Raw genomic sequence first — 16,884 nt, forward strand, 5'->3', positions numbered from 1 at the left:
ACTGTTAGCGAGAACATCCAGGCCTTCTCTGCCTTCTCGCGGGCGCACGACATCAGTCGCGCACGGACCGGCCCCCTGGGGACGCCGACTCCGGTGCGCGCACTGAGCTGCGACGCTCTCCGACCGAAGCCGACGCGGACCGCCATCAATCGTCGCTCGGATGACTCGGCCTCGTCGCATCTGATTTACATCAGTGGATGTCAGCGATAACATCCGTCTCATCGTGTCGGGTCCCCGGGCAGCCACCGGGCCGGAGCAGACCGGGAACGCGACGACGGACGGGCGAGCGACTAGTCCGGCACGAGGTCGGCCGGGGGCCGGACGATCCCCGTCCCGAGGTATTGCCGTCGATGCCCGCGGGCAGGGCCGGGCGACAGCCCACCGGCCACGCCCCGTGACGCCCTCGTTCGCCGCATCCCGGCGCCGGCGCCCGACCCGACGCCACTCACCGCTCCGACCGAGGAGGAACACGTGCGCAGACCGAGACAATGGCTCGCCGCCGCCCTGGGCATCCTGGCGGTGGCCCTCGCGGCGACCGTCGCGGACGGGGCCGTCGCGCCCCGTCCGGCACAGGCGCTGGACAACGGCGTCGCCCGGACGCCGCCGATGGGTTGGAACACCTGGAACACGTTCGGCTGCAACATCGACGAGACGCTCATCCGCCAGACGGCCGACGCGATCGTCGCCAACGGGCTGCGCGATCTCGGGTACCGGTACGTCGTCGTCGACGACTGCTGGTTCAACCCGGACCGGGACGCACAGGGCAACCTCCAGGCGCATCCGCAGCGCTTCCCGAGCGGGATGAAGGCGCTGGGCGACTACCTGCACTCGCGCGGCCTGCTGTTCGGCCTCTACCAGGCGCCGCTGGACCAGACCTGTGCGCAGTACTTCGACGCCTTCCCCGGCTCCACCGGCAGTCTCGGGCACGAGTACCAGGACGCCCGGCAGTTCGCCGCCTGGGGCGTGGACTACCTCAAGTACGACTGGTGCTCCCCCACCGGGACCATCAACGACCAGGTCGCCAGGTTCGGCATCATGCGGGACGCGCTGGCCGCCGCCGGCCGGCCGATCGTCTACAGCATCAACCCGAACAGCATCCACGAGAAGACCGGGCCGCAGCGCAACTGGAGCGACGTGGCGAACCTCTGGCGGACCACCGAGGACATCACCAACGCGTGGGACACCGGCCAGACCAACGGCTACCCGATGGGCATCCGGAACATCGTCGACGTCAACGTGCCGCTGGCCGGGTACGCCGCACCGGGCGGGTTCACCGACCCGGACATGCTGGAGGTCGGCAACGGCGGGATGAACGACACCGAGATGCGCAGCCACTTCGCGCTCTGGTCGATCATGGCAGCGCCACTCATGATGGGCAACGACCTGCGCTCGGCCAGCGCGGCGACGCTGAGCATCCTGCGGAACCAGAACCTGGTCGCGATCAACCAGGACCCGCTCGGGCTCCAGGCAGTCCAGGTGTCGAACGACGGCACCCGGCGGGTGCTGGCGAAGCGGCTGGCCAACGGTGACGTCGCGGTCGCGCTGTTCAACCAGGGCAGCTCCACCACGACGATCTCCACGACGGCGGCGGCGATCGGCAAGAGCGGTACCTCGTTCACCCTGCGCGACGCGTGGACCAACGGCACCTCCACCAGCACCGAAACGATCTCCGCGAGCGTCCCGGCGCACGGCACGGTGGTGTACCGGGTCAGCGGCGGCGGCACCACGAACCCGCCGCCCCCCACCACGTTCCGGCTACGCAGCGAATCGGCCGGACGATGCCTCGACGTCGACAACTCCCAGACCGCCAACGGCACCGGGACGCTCATCTGGGACTGTCACGGCAACGCCAACCAGCAGATCAGCCAGAGCGGGCAGACGCTGCGCGTCCTCGGCAAGTGCCTGGACGTCCCGAGCACCGCCGCCAACGGCACCCGGGTGCAGCTCTGGGACTGCAACGGCGGCACGAACCAGCAGTGGACGTTCAACGGCAACGGCACGGTGAGCAGCGTCCGCTTCCCGTCCCTGTGCCTGGACGTCAACAACGGCGGCACCGCCAACGGGACCACGGTCATCCTCTGGTCCTGCCACGGCGGCACCAACCAGCGGTGGAGCCGGGTGTGACCGACGGCCACCGACCCTAGTGCGGCCGGCCGGGTGGACACGCCTGCTCCCACCCGGCCGGCCGGCCCCTTCGCCCCCTACTGGAACTGCGTGAAGAACCGCCAGGCCTCCCCCGGCACCCAGGTCCGGGGGCCGCTGTCACCCGGCGCCCCGTCCTGGGGCGCCGCGATGTGTCCTTCGTCGAACGCGATCCACTCCACCGGGTAGCCGGCGGCGCAGCCCGGGTACGCGGTCCGGACGTGGGTCAGGCTGCCCGTCGCGGGCTCGCGCGGGCTCTGCGCGGCGCAGGCGTTGTTCTGCACGAACCGGTCACGCAGCGACCAGCCGCTCGCGATGGGGAGCACCCCGTCGCGGGTGCCGTGCACCCCGAGGTACGCGACGCGGCCGGTACCGCCGCTGCACCCGCTGAGCTGCGCGCCGGACAGGACCGCGACCGCGCGGAACACGGTCGGCCGCGCGCAGGCCACGGCGTAGCTCATCGCCCCGCCGAAGCTGAAACCGGTCGCGAAGCGCTGCCGCGTGTTCACGCAGAGGCCGCCCTCGATGAGCCTCAGCTGCTCCCTGTCTGGACCGCGCGAATCAGGACGGGCGCGCTCCTCGTGGTGCGTGTGGGAAAGACGCAAAAGGGCCGCGACCGCACCACGCGCCCGTCTCCCGCCCGCTTGCGACCCGGTGGCGATGTCGGCTCCCGCGACCAGCCAGCCCGAGGCCGCATGTTAGCGATAACAGAGCTAGGTGTCAATTGATGAGACAGGGTGCGAATTCGGCGCGACGTTCGCCGGCCGCGCCGTGGTCGCGGCCACGGACGCGGCGCTCCGGCTTGTCGTTGACGTCCACCGCCGAGGCCAGTACGGTGCATCGCAAGTAATCGATGTCAACGCCGTGACGTCCGCGTTGCCATCCCATCAAGCGCGACTCTCCGCACGCGTACCGGACCCAGCCCGCACGACGTGAGACAACCTTGATGTTCAGTGTTAGCGATAACAGGGATTCTTGCGGTCTCTCGGGTGCGCTGGAGTGCAGTCCCTCCGACAGCGCCTGCGGTGAAGAGCGCTGGACCGCCGACACCCTGGGGGTGAGCCTTGAAGCTGACACGTGCACGCCGGATCGGGACGAGAGCTCGGCACGCCATCGCCGTACTCGCCGGCCTGATCTGCACGGTCGCCCTCCTGCCCGGCACCGCGCAGGCCGACAACCCGATCGTCCAGCACATCTACACCGCCGACCCGGCGCCGATGGTGCACAACGGACGCGTCTACGTCTACACCGGGCACGACGAGGACGGCTCGACGTACTTCACCATGCGCGAGTGGCGGGTCTTCTCGTCGGCCGACATGGTCAACTGGACCGACCACGGCGTACCGATGAACCTCGGCACCTTCGCCTGGGCGGACGCGGACGCCTGGGCCGGCCACGTCGTCCCACGCAACGGAAAGTTCTACTGGTACGTCCCGGTGCGGCAGCGCGGCGGCGGAATGGTGATCGGGGTCGGTGTCGCCGACAGCCCGACCGGGCCGTTCCGGGACGCGCTCGGCCGCCCGCTGGTGGGCAACGGTGAGATCGACCCGCACGTCCTCGTCGACGACGACGGGCAGGCGTATCTGTACTGGGGCAACCCGAACCTGTGGTACGTGCGGCTCAATCCCGACATGATCTCGTTCTCCGGCAGCCCGACCCGGATCCCGCTCACCACCGCCGGGTTCGGCACCCGAACCGGCAACCCGAGCCGCCCGACCCTCTACGAGGAAGGCCCCTGGGTCTTCAAGCGCAACGGGCTCTACTACAACGTGTTCGCGGCGGAGTGCTGCTCCGAGTTCATCGGCTACTCGACGGCGCCCGGCCCGACCGGACCCTGGACGTACCGGGGCACGGTCATGCCCCGGCAGGGCGCCAGCTTCACCAACCATCCCGGCATCGTCGACTTCAACGGCGGGTCGTACTTCTTCTATCACAACGGGGCGCTGCCCGGCGGCGGCGGATTCACCCGGTCCGTGGCGGTGGAGAAGTTCACCTACAACTCCAACGGCACCATCCCCACGATGAACATGACCAGCGCCGGCGCCCCGCAGGTCGGCACGCTCAACCCGTACACCCGGCAGGAGGCCGAGACGATCGCCTGGGGTTCCGGCATCGAGACCGAGCCGTCCAGCGAGGGCGGCATGAACGTCGGCTATCTCGCCAACGGCGACTACATCAAGGTCAAGGGCGTCGCCTTCGGCGCCGGCGCGACCTCCTTCAGCGCCCGGGTGGCCTCCGGGGCGGCCGGCGGCCGGATCGAGGTACGGCTGGACAGCGCCACCGGCCCGCTCGCCGGCACCTGCGCCGTCGGCGGCACCGGCGGCTGGCAGACGTGGACCACCTCCACCTGCGCGATCAGCGGTGCCACCGGGACCCGTGACCTGTATCTGCGGTTCGCCGGGGGCACCGGAAACCTGTTCAACGTGAACTGGTGGCAGTTCGGCGGCGGGACGGCCACCCCGGCGTACCGGGTCACCAACCGCAACAGTGGCCAGGTCGTCGACGTCCAACAGCCGAACCTCGACGACCTCGCCGTGATCGGCCAGTGGACGGGCAACGGACAGAGCTGGCAACAGTGGCGGTTCCTCGACGCCGGCGGGGGCAACGTGCGCCTGCAGAGCGTCCACAGCGGCAAGTGCGTCGACGTGGTGGACTTCTCCACGGCCGACGGGGCCCGGATCGTCCAGTACACCTGCCATGACGGCCTCAACCAGGTGTTCAGCTGGCGCTCCACCGGCGATGGCTACCACCAGCTGGTCAACGTCAACAGCAACAAGTGCCTGAACGTGGTCGGCGGCTCCACCGCTCCCGGTGCCGCGTTGGAACAGCGGACGTGCGGCTCCGCCGCCAGCATGCAGTGGTCCCGCGCCTGAGTCGACCTCGGGAGAGGGCTGTGCGGCGACGCTCGACCGTCCCCGCACAGCCCTCGCGCCCGGGTGGTCATGCCCGGCCCGCCCCGCGCTTGACCCGCCCCGCACCGGAACCTAAACTCACGATCTGTTAACGCTAACAGCGGCGTCAGTCGATGAGAGCCGACGGGTCATTGACGCCGGGGTCAAGGGCAGTCCCCAGGGCGGCGCTGACCGGTCCGGACCGGACCGGGGCACGCGCGTATCACCACCACCAGCCAGGAGGACGCAGAATGACGCACGATCAGAACGGGCCGGTCAGCGGCGAGCGGCGATTGCTGAGCCGGAGAGCCGTCCTGACGACCATGGGGGCCGTGCCGGTCGCGGCAGCGGCGACCACACTGCTGGGAGCCACGGGAGCCTCGGCCGCGCCGGCGACCGTCAACCTGTCGGCGCAGCGGCAGACGATCAAGGGCTATGGTGCCATGGCCCACGCGGCCTGGATCGGCGACCTGACGGCCGCCCAGCGGGAGACGGCGTTCGGCACCGGCGAGGGTCGGCTGGGCTTCTCCATCCTGCGGATTCCCGTCGGCGAGAGTTCGGCTGACTTCGGCCGTGACCTCGCGACGGCGAAGCGCGCGGCCGAGCTCGGGGTGACCGTCTTCGCCTCGCCGTGGAACCCGCCCGCCAGCATGATCGAGACCTTCACCCGCGGCAGCCAGACCAACGCGAAGCGGCTCCGCTACAGCTCGTACGCCGCCTATGCGCAGCACCTCAACGACTTCACCACGTACATGCGCAACAACGGGGTGCCCCTGTACAGCATCTCGGTGCAGAACGAGCCCGACTACGCGCACGACTGGACGTGGTGGACCTCCGCCGAGATGGTCAGGTTCCTGCGGGAGAACGCCGGCTCGATCAGCACCCGGGTCATGGCACCCGAGTCGTTCCAGTACATCAAGTCCGTGTCGGACCCGATTCTCAACGATCCCACGGCGCTGGCCAACGTGGACATCATTGGGGCCCACCTCTACGGGACGTCGTACTCGAACTTTCCGTACCCGCTCTTCAAGCAGAAGGGCGCGGGCAAAGAGCTCTGGATGACCGAGGTCTACTACCCCAACAGCAACACCAACTCGGGCGACGCCTGGCCCGAGGCGCTCGACGTGGGCGAGCACATCCACCGCGCCATGGTGGACGCCGAGTTCCAGGCGTACGTCTGGTGGTATCTGCGGCGCAGCTACGGTCCCATGCGGGAGGACGGCCAGGTCAGCAAGCGCGGTGCCATGATGGCGCACTTCGCCCGGTTCGTCCGGCCCGGCTACACCCGGATCGACGCGACGGCGAACCCGGCATCAAACGTCTACGTCTCGGCGTACCGGGGCGGCAACACCGTCGTCATCGTCGCCGTCAACAAGAACACCTCGTCGGTGAGCCAGCAGTTCAGCCTGTCGGGCACCACCGCTTCCGGCAGCGTCTCGAACTGGCTGACCGACGCGAGCCGGACCGTCGCGCCCCAGAGCGCGCTCACCATGTCGAACGGCTCCCTCACCGTCACGCTGCCCGCCCGAAGCATCATGACCTTCGTGACCAGCGTGAACGGCACCCCGCCGCCCAGTCCGACCCCCACGCCCACCGTCACCCCGCCCCCGGGTGGGGGCACGGGACCCCGGGTCGCCTACACGATGAACTCCTGGGGCTCCGGCTTCACGGCCAGCATCGACATCACCAACACCGGCACCTCGGCGATCAACGGCTGGACGTTGGCCTTCAACCTGCCCTCGGGCCAGTCGATCACCTCGGGCTGGGGTGCCACCTACTCGCCGTCCAGCGGCCAGGTGAGCGCCCGTAACGTCGACTACAACGCCGCGATCGCCCCCGGGGCCACCATCAACATCGGCTTTCAGGCCAACACCAGCGGCAACACCGCCGAGCCGACTGCCTTCACCCTCAACGGCGTCGCCTGCACGGTGGTCTGACCGCTACGACGCAGGGCCCATGCCCTGGAGATTGACCAAAACCGGGTGCGGCCCCTCCGGCAACGGAGGGGCCGCACCCTTCTCAGGGGGGCGTGCCCGGGGACTGTCCGAGTAAGGGTGTAACCGGTCTGGCCCGACACGCCGAGCCTGATGGGCTTGGCGGGAAGGTGTGGATCGACACTCCCCCGCCGGTGTCCCCCGGACGTCTACGACATCCGGGGGATCCGGTGCCCGTCGTCAGCGTTGCAGGGTCAGCAGACCCGGGCGGTACGGCAGGCGGCCGTAGTCGCCGCCGGAACTGGGGGAACGGCCCTGGTAGAGCAACTGCAGGTTGCAGGGATCGACGGTCATGGTCTGATCGGCGTTGCTGCGGATCAACTCGCCGTGGCTGATGTCGTTGGTCCAGGTGGCGCCGCTGTTGGCCTTGCCCGCGAACGGGTTGCTCTCGGTGGCGGCCTGCGGCGTCCACGTACCGCCCAGGCTGGTGGCCGTGAACGAGCGGAAGTAGCGGCCCTGCGCGCCGATCGCCTCGACGAGCATGAGGTACCGGTTCTGGCCCTGGAGCTTGTAGACCTGGACCGCCTCGAACAGGTTGTTCGTCGTGTCGCTCATGATGGTCGTGTAGGTCGAGCCGAAGTTGCCCGGGAAGTTCCCGATGGGCATGCTGGCCCGGTAGATCTTCCCGTTGTCCCCGGCGAAGAACAGGTACATGTTGGTGTCGTCACCGATGATCGCCTGATCGATCGGCCCGGTGCCGGAGCCGGAGATGCTGCCGGTGAAGAGGGTCTGCGGCGACGACCAGCTGTTCACGTTGGTGGGGTCGCTCGACGTCCGGTAGGAGAAGGCGGGTCCGCCCCACTGGTAGGCGAGCACCCAGATGTTCCTGGGGGCGAAGTAGAACAGTGAGGGCGCGACAGCGGCGAAGGGCATCTGGTTCTGGCTGGCCGAGGCCATGTCGGACCAGTTCGTGAAGAGGCCGAAGTTCATCGAGCCCCACGTCGTTCCCGTGTCGTGCGTGGTCGCGTAGACGAGTTGCCGGCCGTTGTAGGGGGCGTGGGTGAAGTCCTTCAGCGAGACCCATCCCGCCCTCGGTTGCGCCAGCGCGCCCGTCGACGACCAGCGGTACGTCGACGGCAGCGCACACGTGCCGGGCGGTGGCGTGGTGGGGTTGCCCCCGCCGTCGACGCGGACCAGTTGCCACTGCTGGTTGTTGCCGTTCCAGTCGTCGTACTGCACGACGTTCCCGCCGTCGGCGGTCGAGGCGCCCTGCACCTCCACCGCCTTGTTGCTGTTCCGGTTGATCAGACGGACGTAGCCACCGGCGGAGTCGGCCAGCCGGAACTGCTGGTTGGACCCGTTGCTGTCGGCCCACTGCACGATGCTGGCACCGTTGGCGGTCGAGAAGTTGTAGACGTCGAGCACCTTGCCGGACAGCCGCGACTTCAACCGGTAGTAGCCACCGCCGGAGTCCACGAACTGCCACTGCTGCTGGTTGCCGTCGTTGCGCGCCCACTGCACGATCCGCGCGCCGTCGTTCGTGGCCAGGTTGTACACATCCAGGGCCTTGCCGCTGTTGCGGTTGACCAACACGTACCACGCGCTGGTGTCGACCGTCGCCGCGGCGGCGGGTGCCGACGACACCACCGCCGCGGCGACGCCACCGACCAGCAGGGCCACCCCAGCGGCGACGACCCGCGGCAACCACCGGCGCCGCCGCGACGGCGGCGGCGTGGGAGATGGAGACCTATCGAAGACAGACATGATCCTCCTCGGCTGAGAGATGCCAGCGGGATGCCCGAAGATGGGCGCACCGCGACGCGTGGCCGGGCACGAGCGGCAAGCAGTTAGCGCTAACAAGACCTGCTTGCGCCCAGGCGCACGCCTGATTCAAGGTCGACAAGCCAGCTCGCCCGGAAAGCTACGCGTCGTCGGCCTCAGCCATCGACTGTGAGCGATAACATGTCGTTCGTCAAGACGTAACGTTCCCCACTCGGTACGCATCGACGCATCTGCCTGGCCTGGTCGTGCGGGCCAACGCCTCCAGCCATGATCGTCTAGTCTGCGCGCGTCACCTCTCGCCGCCATCCTGGACGGTCACCTTGATCTGCAAGACCTGCGGGGACGCCACGTCCCCGGCCTTCAACGAGTGCCGGCGCTGCAAGACTCCACTGGGCCAACCGGCGGTCGCTCCGGGAGTGCCCATCCATCCCCTGCGCCGCCTGGGCACGGCTGCCGCCGTCGCCGTCGGCGTGGCCAGCCTGCTCTACCTGCCCAGCGGGCTGTTCCCCGTGTTCGGCGTCCAGCTGGCCCGCGCCGCCGCCGAACGCGGCGACCGCGATCTGCTACTCGGCGCGGTGGCCGCCGAGGTGCTGCTCACCCTGCTCCACCTCTCGGCGATGCTGACCGCCGCGGTGCTACTGATCATCTGGACCTGGCGCGCGCGCAGGAACCTGGAGGCGTTCCCGGGGGCCCTGCCGACACTGAACTCCGGCTGGGCCATCGCCGGCTGGCTGGTCCCCTTCGCCAACTTCGTCGTGCCGGCCCGGGTGATCGCCAACGTCGCCCGCGACAGCCTCTGGCGACGTGCCACGCCAGCGTTGGTCGGGCTCTGGTGGGCCGCATGGCTGACGTTCAGCGTCGGAGACCGGATCCTGCTCCGCCTCGAGAACCAGCGGTACGACCGGCTGACCCCGTGGCCCCGCAGCGACACGGAGTTTGCCACGTACGTCCGCTACTACCAGGACTCGCTCGGCCCCCGGCTGGTCCCCACCGTCGCCTGCCTGATCGCCGGCGCCTCGCTCATCGTGCTGATCCGCCGGATCACCGCCGCCCAGCAGGACCGCATCGCCAAGACGACGCCGATCGGTACCGGACACGGCGGGCTCGCGCCCGACGCACCCTACGCGGCACCTCGAAGCGCGCCCGGGCACCCGGCGGGCTCGATGGCGACGTAGCGACGACCGCAGCCGCACGGCGACGCGCTGGGGCAACCCGGTCACCGTCGCCCTGGGCCAGGCGCGGCAGCCCTCTCGTGCGCGCGGTCGTCGCGGGTGGTTCTCGTCACCGGCCTCGCCCGGCGGCGTCGTGGGCGGCCATGTCCTCCTGCCTGCGGGGTTCCTCGCGCAGGACTGCGCAGTGCAGCCAGGCTTCCGGGATGGCGAACCCGTCCACGAGCGTCCGCATGTGCGGGCGCAGCTCCTTGAGCAGGCCGTTCACCACGCCGGTGATCGCCTTGGCGCGGGCCGGCGTGAGGCGGCCGTGTTCCAGGAACCATCCCTTGTGTGCCTCGATGACGGTGAGCGCGTACAGGTCGCAGACCCGGGAGAGCAGCGCCCGGACCTCTGGGTCCGTCGCGTCCTCGATGCCGGCGACGAACGCCTCCAGGGTGACCCGGTCGACGTGCGCGGCGGCGACGGCGAGGACATGGTCCTGCACGTCGTTGAAGATGTCGAATGGACGGTCCTTCTTCGTCGCCGCGCCGTTGCGCAGGCGGCGGACCACGCCGTCGAGGAGGTGCCTCTCGCGGTCCTCGAAGACCTTGAGCTGCCAGCCGCGATCGGTGACGGCGACCTCCTCGTCGCGGCCGGGCACGGCGCTGATCAGCCGCTCGATGACCGACCGCGCGGCGGTGCGCTCGAGCACCATCTCGCGGACCTGTTCGGCGACGAAGGAGGCGCGCCCCCAGCCGTCCAACGAGCCGAACTCGTCCCGGTAGCCGGTGAGCAGCCCCTTGGCCACCAGCTGAAGCAGCACCGTGTTGTCGCCCTCGAAGGTGGTGAAGACGTCGGTGTCGGCCTTGAGGCTGGGCAGCCGGTTCTCGGCCAGGTAGCCGGCGCCGCCGCACGCCTCGCGGCACATCTGGATGGTGCGGGTGGCGTGCCAGGTCTGTGCGGCCTTGAGACCGGCCGCCCGGGACTCCAGCTCCCGCTGCCGGTGCGCGTCGACCGGCCCGTCGCCGCCCTGCACCTCGTGCAGCGCGGCGACCAGCTCGGCCTGGGCGAAGTGCAGCGCGTACGAGGTGGCCAGGGCGGGCAGCAGCTTGCGCTGGTGGGCCAGGTAGTCGTTGAGCAGCACCTCCCGGTCCGCGTCGGGCGTGTCGAACTGGCGGCGGATGTCGCCGTAGCGCACCGCGATGGTCAGCGCCGACTTGGTCGCCGCCGCCGCGGCGCCGCCCACGCTCACCCGGCCGCGGACCAGGGTGCCGAGCATGGTGAAGAAACGCCGGGAGTCGTCCTCGATCGGGCTGGAGTACGTCCCGTCCTCCGCGACCTGACCGTACCGGTCCAGCAGCATGTCCCGCGGCACCCGCACGTGGTCGAAGCTGAGCCGCCCGTTGTCGACACCGAGCAGGCCGGCCTTGGGCCCGGCGTCGCCGATGGTCACGCCCGGCAGCGGGTTGCCCTGCGCGTCGCGGATCGGCACCAGCCACGCGTGCACACCGTGCCGCCGCCCCTCGGTGATCAGCTGCGCGAAGACCACGGCCATCCGCCCGTCCCGGGCCGCGTTGCCGATGTAGTCCTTGCGGGCCGCCTCGTGCGGGGTGTGCAGGTCGAAGGTCTGCGTCCACGGGTCGTACGTGCAGGTGGTGCGCAACTGCTGCACGTCCGAGCCGTGGCCGGTCTCGGTCATCGCGAAACAGCCGAGGATCTTGCCCGAGACGATGTCCCGCAGGTAGGCGTCGTGGTGCCGCCGGGTGCCGAGGGCGTCGACGGCGCCGCCGAACAGGCCCCACTGCACGCCCGCCTTGACCATCAGCGACAGGTCGACCTGTGCCAGCATCTCGCAGGCCACGATCGAGCCGCCGACATCGGATCTGCCGCCGTACTCGGTGGGGAAGGCCGACGCGATGCCCAGCTTGACGGGGAGTTCGGCGATCAACCGGGTGATCCGCTCACGCGCCTGGTCACCGGTCTCGCCGTACACGGGGAGGAAGCGCGCGTCGAGCTGCTCCCGGTGCGCGTTGCGGACCTCGGCCCACGGCCCGTCGAGCAGTTCCCGCAGGCGGGTGACCTCGATGCGGCCGGATGCGTGATCGGACATGGTCACCCCTCGGAATAGCGGATATATGGGCACACTCTGTACCCGATCCAGGATACCGGCCGCTCCCGTCATCAAGATCCGGCAGGGACAGGTCGCGACGGCCGCCCCGGAGGGCTGGGCCAACCGGCCGTCGCCCCTCGGCCGGCGGTGCGCCGGGTACCCGACGAATCCGGTTGGCGACAGCCGATGTCCCTTCACCCTCGCCAACGGCTCTGACACTCTGCACCCGACAGGTAACCCTTCGGATTGGGCGGGTCGAGAGCGATGGCGAAGCGTTGGTTGATCACGGGGTGTTCGAGCGGACTCGGCCAGGCCCTCGCGGCCCGGCTCGCCGCCGAGGGGGAGCAGGTGCTGGCGACGGCCCGGCGACCGGAGACCCTCGGCGCGTTGGTGGCCCGGCATCCGGGCAACGTGGTGGCCGCCGCGCTGGACGTACGGGATCCGGCGCAGTGCGTGGCGGCGGTCGAGCGGGCGGTGGACGCCTTCGGCGGGGTCGACGTCCTGGTCAACAACGCCGCCTACGGCCAGTTCGGCACCTTCGAGGAGGTCTCCGACGCGGAACTCGCCGCGCAGTTCGACACCAACGTGTTCGGGCCGTGGCGGCTCACCCGGGCCGTGCTGCCGTTGTGGCGGGCGCAGCGCCACGGGCACGCGGTCTTCGTCAGCTCGGTCGCCGGCATGGTTCCCTTCCCCGGGCTGGCCGCGTACACGGCGAGCAAGTTCGCGGTGGAGGGAGCGGCCGAGTCGCTGGCCGCCGAGGCCGGGCACCTCGGGGTGAAGGTCACCATCCTCCAGCCGGGCGGCTTCGCCACCGGATACAGCGGCAACCTGGTGATGCCGGAGCAGCGGATCCCGGAGTACACGGCGGTCAGCGACGGCCTGCTCGGCGCGCTGCGCAGCATGAACACCAAGATCGAGGTGAACTCCCCCGAACTCTTCGCGGACGTGGTCTGGCGGCTCAGCCAGCTGGAGTCGCCGCCACTTCGGCTGCCGGTGGGCCCGGACTCGGAGACGTTCCTGGAGGCCGCCTACGACGCCCGGCGCAGTGAGTACGACCAGGTCGTCAAGGCGGGTCATCACACCCTCGAATGACCCTCGCCCGGGCTCGGCCGGCACCGACGGCCGGCGGACGCGGCCGACCGCGACGACGGTTGTGGCCCTTAGCCGCGCACGGCGGGACACGTCGCACCGGGCCGGCACCACGGCGCCGGCCCGGCACCACGCGACGTTCGCCCGCCCGCCGGTCCCCGGGCGCTACCGGCCGCCCTCCGGGCTCGACAGGCACGGCTGGGCGTGCGCCAGGTCCCCGACCACCGGCTGCGCCCTGCGGTAGGCGGCGCAGTGCACCGCGCCCAGGTCGGTCAGCTCGCGCCGCCGGGTGACGGGCAGGGACTGAGCCCCGTCCCGACGTAGCGCGAGCTCCGTCGCGGGCACGTGGGCCCGCAGCGCGCACTCGTCGTCGGCGGTGGCCACGGCGATCTCCCGGCGGCGCAGGGAGGCGGAGTCGCCGTCCTGCCGGTACGCACGCGACAGGTCCTCGGCCGCGGCCTCCGGATCGGGAAACGGGTAGCCCGCTTCGGCCATGCACGAGAGCCACCGGGCGCGGGCCCGCGCCAGTTCCGGGGCCTTTCCGACCTGCTCCCTGAGCGTGTTGTCCAGGACCTGGGGGACGCCGTCGACGCGGGCCCAACCTCCGGGCCGAGACCCTCGTCCGACTGGGCGACGCCCTGCTGGCCGCGGACGAGCCGGGACGAGCCAACGCCGCCTGGGCCGACGCCCTGTGCGTCCTGTCCGACCTCGGTCACCCCGACATCGACCTCGTCCGCGCCCGGCTCCGCTCGGTCCCCGGGTTCCCGCAGCCGCCGACGCCGGCCAGCAGGCACCTGTCCGGGACGTGGCCGGACGAGGGCGCAGCGGGACGGTGATCCCCCGCCGGGTGCGCCACCCGGCAGGGTCGGGGCGACATCCGCGCAGGCCTCGGCCGGCACGACACGTGCACGGTCTGTGCGGCCGACCGTCGCGGTGGACGGCGTCGTGGCGTCGCGCCGCGGTCAGAACTGCCGCACGGCCAGCAGGCCGAGGGCGATCACGAGCACGACGCCCGCCGTGACGGTGATCGTCCGGATCCGTACCCGCAGGTCGGCGTCCCACCTGTCGCCGGTGCCGGCGGCGCGGCGGGCCAGCGGGGTCATCGCGCGTCCGACACCGAATCCGATCCCGGCGAGCATCGCGACGTGCAGGCGCTGGCCACCGAGGAGCAGAGCGACCGCCAGCACGTACGGAGCGCTCGCCGAGACGTAGGTGCGCACCCCGGTGCCCATCTCGAAGCCGAACTGCAGCGCCCCACGCCGCAGGCTGCGCTGGAGCACGTCCTGCGGCACCTGCCGGGCGTTCTGCGGCAGCCGGATCGGCACCAGACCCACCTCGCGGAGCAGCCCCAGCACCGCCACCGCCACGATGCCCGCGTACCGCCACGGGACGGGCACGGGAGCGGACAGGCCGGAGAGCAACCCCAACACCGATCCGCTGAGCAGGCCACCGACGATCAACCCCACGACGAACAGGGTGAGGACGACGCCCTGCCGATCTCGATCCCGCCACCCGGGCGAGGCCAGCGCGTGCGCGCTGTTGTGCGTTCAAACGGAGCCGGAGAGCGTGTAACCCGCGAGCCCTCCGATCATCGCCCAGGTGAGCACGTGCCCGTACGCGGCGGCGGCGAGCGCACCGACGACGAGCAGCAGCAGGGGTACGAGAGGGTCACCGGCCCGGCGTAGTGCCGCCCGGGCGTGCCCTGGCAGTGTCCGGGTCATACGGCGGCGCCGGTCAGCGTCCGCCAGGAGTTCACCCCGACGACCCCGTCGACCGTGAGCCCGTTCTGCCGCTGGAAGTCGCGCGCCGCACTGTCCGTCGCCGGGCCGAAGGCCCCGTCGACCACCAGCGCGTAGCCGCGCCTGTTCAGCTGGCGCTGCACCGCGCTGACGGCGTGGCCGCTGTTCCCGGAGCGGACCGTGCTCACGAGCTTCGGCCAGGTGGTCGCGTTGACGACACCGGTGGCCCCGAGGCCGGCCGCCGTCTGGAAGCTCTTCACCTTCGCCTCCGTGTCGCCACCGAAGATCCCGTCGATCTCGGTCGCGTGCCCGCGGGCGGTCAGCAGGTGCTGCACGGTGTAGACGTTCACCCCCGTGTTGCTCCGCTGGGTGGTGGGCCAGCTGGCCGTGCCCAGGCATCCGCACTTGGTGTTCCAGCGGCAGATCGACTTCACCCAGCCCGAGCTGGTCTTCTTGTACCCGTCGTGGCACCGGCGTTCGACCGAGCAGGCGCAGGCGCCGCACGCCCCGTTGTAGGCCCACAGCCAGCCGTCGTAGGTGCCGCCGTAGCACTGGTTGGGCCGCAGGATCCAGGTGACGCCGTCGTTCTTGTGGAATCCGGCGTACGTCCCGCTGGTGTTGCAGGAGTCGGCGAAGATCGTGCTCGGGCCGCACCCCGGTGAGCAGTTGTGGTCGCTGGCGTACGTCGGGCACCCGGCATAGATCGTGTAGCCGTCGGCGTACGCGCGGCGGGCCGCCGGGAACACGCTGAGCGCGGCCATCCCCACCGCGGTGCCCGCCCGGAGCAGGGTGCGTCGCGACAGCGCCCAACCCGCGCGCCGGCCGCCCGGCTGCACCGGCACCCGCCGGACGGCGGCCCCGGTCCCCGGGTCGTCCCCGCGCAACCAGGGCACCGTGTCGATACCGGTCATGCCCGATCTCCCTGATTCGTGGCGACCGCCGGTGCGGGGCCGCCGGGTCGGCTGTCGACTTCGTCGAGCAGGCGGTGCAGTGCCGCCCGGGAGCCGATCGGCTCGGCGCGGAGCACCCGCCCGGCCGCGTCGACGACGGTGGCGAACGGCGTGGCGAGGGCGTCGTACCGCTCGAACAGTTCCGCCTGCCCACCGAGCACGGTGATCGGGAGCTCCGCCGCCCGCGCCGGGGGGTCCTCCCGGTAGAGGACCCGGAACTCCAGGCCGGGACGGGCGTGCTCGCCCGCCTCGGCCAGCACCTCGGTGCACGTCCCGCAGTCGGGCTCCAGGAAGAGCAGCACCAGCGGAACCGTCGGGGCCGCCGGCGCCAGCCGGGCGAATCCGGGGGCTGGTGCGCCCGGCCGCAGACCGACCGACTCGGGACGGCGCTGAACCGCCCCGCTCGACAGCGCGTGCACCTGGCGTACCAGTCCCGAGACCGTGAAGGCCAGCAGGAGGATCGCGATCCAGCTCAGGATCAGTGCGCTGGTCTGGAAGCTCATCCGGCAAGGCCTCCCTCTGTCGTGCCGATGGACCGGCGGGTCGTGCGCCGCCCGGCTGTCGCCGTCGCCGGCTCGTACATCGCGGCGGGCAGGTGCCACAGCAGCGTGGTGAACGTGGCGGCGGCCAGCAGCACGACGGCGAGTGCGGCGTCGGCCCGGTCCGGCGCGACGATCGAGCCGGACAGCGACAGCGCGAGCAGTGCCAGCCCGGCGAGGATCGCCGCCCGTGCCACCACCCAACCGGTCATCGGCAGTTCCACCCGGGAGCATCCGCACGATCCGGCGCGCCCGGTCGACCGCACGTACAGGCCGTAGCCGGCGTAGAGGGCGAGTAGCGCGCCGCTGCCGACGAGGACGGCGACGAGCAGGCGCTCGCCGGCGGGGTGGAGCAGCGCCACGATCCCGGCACCGGCGAGCAGTCCTTCGCCGGCGATGGCGACGACGGCGACCGCGACCGGAGCCGGAAGCACCCGGTGCGCGGCCAGGGCCCGGGCGAGCGCCGCCGGCCGTGACAGGTGCTCGGCGGTGCTGACGAGCAGGGTGAACAGGACGGTGTACGTGGCCACGCCGGCCAGCAGCCCGGACATCCCGAC

At 71.0% G+C, this 16,884-nt stretch carries 13 protein-coding genes and 1 pseudogene; 5 read left to right on the plus strand and 9 right to left on the minus strand.

Going from position 1 to position 16,884, the window contains the following annotated elements; translation table 11 throughout:
* Positions 1-606 precede the first annotated feature (606 nt).
* Positions 607-2,124: a glycoside hydrolase family 27 protein gene (locus tag OG989_RS27180; protein ID WP_327031243.1), complete on the plus strand. Its 1,518-nt coding sequence runs from the start codon at positions 607-609 to the stop codon at positions 2,122-2,124.
* An 80-nt stretch (positions 2,125-2,204) separates the two neighbouring features.
* Here OG989_RS27180 and OG989_RS27185 read toward each other — a convergent pair.
* Positions 2,205-2,678: pseudogene (locus OG989_RS27185) on the minus strand (alpha/beta hydrolase family esterase); the annotation flags it as partial.
* 528 nt (positions 2,679-3,206) lie between these two features.
* On the opposite strand from OG989_RS27185, the gene OG989_RS27190 reads away from it, so the two are divergent.
* Both OG989_RS27190 and OG989_RS27195 read left to right on the plus strand, forming a co-directional pair.
* Entirely contained in the window at positions 3,207-5,015 is a 1,809-nt protein-coding gene (locus OG989_RS27190; protein WP_442791887.1) for a family 43 glycosylhydrolase, read from the plus strand.
* Between the two features lie 269 nt (positions 5,016-5,284).
* Positions 5,285-6,970, plus strand: coding sequence for a cellulose binding domain-containing protein (locus OG989_RS27195; protein ID WP_327028897.1), 1,686 nt, complete (start codon positions 5,285-5,287; stop codon positions 6,968-6,970).
* A gap of 237 nt (positions 6,971-7,207) precedes the next feature.
* Here OG989_RS27195 and OG989_RS27200 read toward each other — a convergent pair whose 3' ends face one another.
* Positions 7,208-8,731 (minus strand): non-reducing end alpha-L-arabinofuranosidase family hydrolase, encoded by a 1,524-nt coding sequence (locus OG989_RS27200; protein WP_327028898.1) that lies wholly within the window; start codon positions 8,729-8,731, stop codon positions 7,208-7,210.
* 434 nt (positions 8,732-9,165) lie between these two features.
* On the opposite strand from OG989_RS27200, the gene OG989_RS27205 reads away from it, so the two are divergent.
* Positions 9,166-9,924 (plus strand): DUF4328 domain-containing protein, encoded by a 759-nt coding sequence (locus tag OG989_RS27205; protein ID WP_225851835.1) that lies wholly within the window; start codon positions 9,166-9,168, stop codon positions 9,922-9,924.
* A gap of 106 nt (positions 9,925-10,030) precedes the next feature.
* Here the strand turns inward: OG989_RS27205 and OG989_RS27210 are convergent, their stop codons facing one another.
* On the minus strand, positions 10,031-12,010 hold the full coding sequence (locus tag OG989_RS27210; RefSeq protein ID WP_327028899.1) for an acyl-CoA dehydrogenase family protein: 1,980 nt from the start codon (positions 12,008-12,010) through the stop codon (positions 10,031-10,033).
* 264 nt (positions 12,011-12,274) lie between these two features.
* On the opposite strand from OG989_RS27210, the gene OG989_RS27215 reads away from it, so the two are divergent.
* Positions 12,275-13,102 (plus strand): SDR family oxidoreductase, encoded by an 828-nt coding sequence (locus tag OG989_RS27215; RefSeq protein ID WP_327028900.1) that lies wholly within the window; start codon positions 12,275-12,277, stop codon positions 13,100-13,102.
* Positions 13,103-13,264: 162 nt separating this feature from the next.
* Here the strand turns inward: OG989_RS27215 and OG989_RS27220 are convergent, their stop codons facing one another.
* The 6 genes from OG989_RS27220 to OG989_RS27245 all read right to left on the minus strand — a co-directional run bounded on the left by OG989_RS27220 (position 13,265) and on the right by OG989_RS27245 (position 16,878).
* Positions 13,265-13,594, minus strand: a complete 330-nt coding sequence (locus OG989_RS27220; RefSeq protein ID WP_327028901.1) for a hypothetical protein — start codon at positions 13,592-13,594, stop codon at positions 13,265-13,267.
* Positions 13,595-14,061: 467 nt separating this feature from the next.
* Entirely contained in the window at positions 14,062-14,565 is a 504-nt protein-coding gene (locus OG989_RS27225; protein ID WP_327028902.1) for a hypothetical protein, read from the minus strand.
* A gap of 81 nt (positions 14,566-14,646) precedes the next feature.
* Positions 14,647-14,820, minus strand: a complete 174-nt coding sequence (locus OG989_RS27230) for a hypothetical protein (RefSeq protein WP_192581199.1) — start codon at positions 14,818-14,820, stop codon at positions 14,647-14,649.
* Positions 14,817-15,749, minus strand: coding sequence for a peptidoglycan-binding domain-containing protein (locus tag OG989_RS27235; protein ID WP_327028903.1), 933 nt, complete (start codon positions 15,747-15,749; stop codon positions 14,817-14,819). Before OG989_RS27235 ends, OG989_RS27230 begins: the two co-directional genes overlap by 4 nt.
* Positions 15,746-16,291, minus strand: coding sequence for a hypothetical protein (locus tag OG989_RS27240; protein ID WP_151452268.1), 546 nt, complete (start codon positions 16,289-16,291; stop codon positions 15,746-15,748). Before OG989_RS27240 ends, OG989_RS27235 begins: the two co-directional genes overlap by 4 nt.
* Positions 16,288-16,878: a MauE/DoxX family redox-associated membrane protein gene (locus tag OG989_RS27245; protein ID WP_151452269.1), complete on the minus strand. Its 591-nt coding sequence runs from the start codon at positions 16,876-16,878 to the stop codon at positions 16,288-16,290. The genes OG989_RS27240 and OG989_RS27245 overlap by 4 nt, the downstream gene beginning before the upstream one ends.
* Positions 16,879-16,884: the final 6 nt, after the last annotated feature.

Origin of the sequence: Micromonospora sp. NBC_01740 (assembly GCF_035920365.1) — a bacterium.
GTDB lineage: Bacteria > Actinomycetota > Actinomycetes > Mycobacteriales > Micromonosporaceae > Micromonospora > Micromonospora reichwaldensis.

Bases quoted from the DNA above. Each gene is read 5' to 3' on its own strand.
- OG989_RS27240 (WP_151452268.1), bottom strand. From the start codon at position 16,291: ATGAGCTTCCAGACCAGCGCACTGATCCTGAGCTGGATCGCGATCCTC.
- OG989_RS27210 (WP_327028899.1), bottom strand. From the start codon at position 12,010: ATGTCCGATCACGCATCCGGCCGCATCGAGGTCACCCGCCTGCGGGAA.
- OG989_RS27200 (WP_327028898.1), bottom strand. From the start codon at position 8,731: ATGTCTGTCTTCGATAGGTCTCCATCTCCCACGCCGCCGCCGTCGCGG.
- OG989_RS27230 (WP_192581199.1), bottom strand. From the start codon at position 14,820: ATGACCCGGACACTGCCAGGGCACGCCCGGGCGGCACTACGCCGGGCC.
- OG989_RS27235 (WP_327028903.1), bottom strand. From the start codon at position 15,749: ATGACCGGTATCGACACGGTGCCCTGGTTGCGCGGGGACGACCCGGGG.
- OG989_RS27215 (WP_327028900.1), top strand. From the start codon at position 12,275: ATGGCGAAGCGTTGGTTGATCACGGGGTGTTCGAGCGGACTCGGCCAG.
- OG989_RS27195 (WP_327028897.1), top strand. From the start codon at position 5,285: ATGACGCACGATCAGAACGGGCCGGTCAGCGGCGAGCGGCGATTGCTG.
- OG989_RS27180 (WP_327031243.1), top strand. From the start codon at position 607: ATGGGTTGGAACACCTGGAACACGTTCGGCTGCAACATCGACGAGACG.
- OG989_RS27245 (WP_151452269.1), bottom strand. From the start codon at position 16,878: ATGTCCGGGCTGCTGGCCGGCGTGGCCACGTACACCGTCCTGTTCACC.
- OG989_RS27220 (WP_327028901.1), bottom strand. From the start codon at position 13,594: ATGGCCGAAGCGGGCTACCCGTTTCCCGATCCGGAGGCCGCGGCCGAG.